Annotated in this window: 2 protein-coding genes; both read right to left on the reverse strand. The window is 43.9% G+C overall.

What is annotated here, in order from left to right; genetic code table 11:
- Positions 1-214: 214 nt before the first annotated feature.
- Positions 215-415 carry a DUF4278 domain-containing protein gene (locus PX636_RS07835; RefSeq protein WP_041804746.1) on the reverse strand — a complete coding sequence of 67 codons (201 nt, stop codon included), beginning with the start codon at positions 413-415 and terminating at the stop codon, positions 215-217.
- A 69-nt stretch (positions 416-484) separates the two neighbouring features.
- Positions 485-1,564: a potassium channel family protein gene (locus tag PX636_RS07840; RefSeq protein WP_002797890.1), complete on the reverse strand. Its 1,080-nt coding sequence runs from the start codon at positions 1,562-1,564 to the stop codon at positions 485-487.
- Positions 1,565-1,788 lie beyond the last annotated feature (224 nt).

The following is a 1,788-nucleotide window of genomic DNA, read 5'->3' on the forward strand; positions in this document are numbered from 1 at the left end:
ATATTTAACAGTAAAGCCGCCGTAAAACGGCGGGGTTTCAGACCCAAATTTTCGATGAACATATATTCCTTGCTGGCAAAACAAGTTAAAAATCCCCCTTGGAGCAAGAGGGAAGATAAAACCCGTTTAAGGTAATTGCTGTGATCATTAATTGACAATATTTAAAAGAGATTGATTGAAAAAGAACTAGAAGTTAAAAACTTAAAGAGGGTTCTTACATGGGCAAAGAAGCTAAAGACTGAGTGATATTATAGGCTTGACCGCGATAGGTAACGGCTACCTGTTTCTGAATGGTTTGAACGACACCACGGTTTTTTAAATAGGGAACACCACGATAGCCTAAAATCAGCGGACTGGAAGCAACGGTGGCAGTGGGATTTTTGTCGTAAGCAATGCTGCGATAGGTTAATTTCATAGCTGTATCTGGAGATAATTGGTGAGCCATTCCTATCTCCATCTGCGGCGAAATTAATTCCAGAAAAGCTCAACTTTTTTCTGGGTAAATATCCCACCAAGAAGACCCGCGATAGCGCATTTCTCGACGCAGAGCATAACGACGGGCAAAATTAGGAACATCGCCCCGATGACCTAATAAAATGACCGTATCGCCTTGCTGTAGAATGGTGGAATGGTCGGGATGGGCGATGACACGACCATCAAATTGACGGACAGCAACGATAATAAAAGCACCCTGTCCCCGCACTTCCATCTGACTGATGGGTTGTCCCAAAAAGGGCGAATCGCTTAAAATCGAGTATTCTTCAAATTGCAGGTCGATATCGGCTAATAATTCGTTGAGATTGCGCCTACCTTCATCTTCCTGTAAAAAATCGATTGCGGCCGGATGGGTGATTAAATGGGCCATTCTCTCTGCTCCAATGGTAGCAGGTAAGACCACTTGATCGGCCCCGGCTAGTTTTAATTTTTTCTCGGTGCTGGGATATTCTCCCCTGGCGATAATGTATAGTTGCGGACTGAGTTCCCTTGCGGTTAAAGTGATAAAGACATTTAAAGCATCATCGGGCAACACCGTCGCTAAAACTCGCGCTTTGTCGATACCGGCTTTCTGGAGAATACTTTCATCGGTGGCGTTACCATTAAGAGTTAAGTAACCTTTTTCCTGAGCTAATCCAATGCGATCGGGGTTATTATCGACGATAATAAAGGATTGGGCTGTTTTTGCCAATTTAGTCGTTAGAATGCGTCCTATACGCCCAAAACCGCAGATTATGACGTGATTTTCTAGGGATTCCATCTCTTTATTCATCTGGCGATCGCTAAAAGCTTTGTTAATTTCTCCCTCGGTGAGCATCTGAAAAAAACCTCCCACCACATAAACGGCCGAGGTGGTCCCACAGACGATAACTAACATGGTAAAAGCTCTCAGACTGGGAGTGTTAATCGGTTTAACTTCCCCGAAACCTACTCCAAATATGGTGATTATCACCATATAAACGGCATCGAGAAAACTCCAACCGTAGGCCATATAACCGATAGTTGCTCCGACTACCGTAGCGAGAAAAAAACTCGCCCCGATGATAATCCTTTTCAGTGAACTTTGCATCGATTTCCGTGACCTGACCATCTAGCTATCAGCTTACAGCAGAATTTATACTAAATCCGTTGAGCATAATGCTACTTATAAGGACAGGCACTCATGCAAAAGGGGGGATAAATAGGGTTTGCGGCAAAAAGTTTTTCCTGGGGGCAGGGTGTGGGGTGTAGGGTGTAGGGTGTAGGGTTTTAGCGATTTTGAGGGGGTCAATTACCTAATTTTCAGGGAAAAAG

The organism is Microcystis sp. M53598_WE2, assembly GCF_030067735.1.
GTDB lineage: Bacteria > Cyanobacteriota > Cyanobacteriia > Cyanobacteriales > Microcystaceae > Microcystis > Microcystis aeruginosa.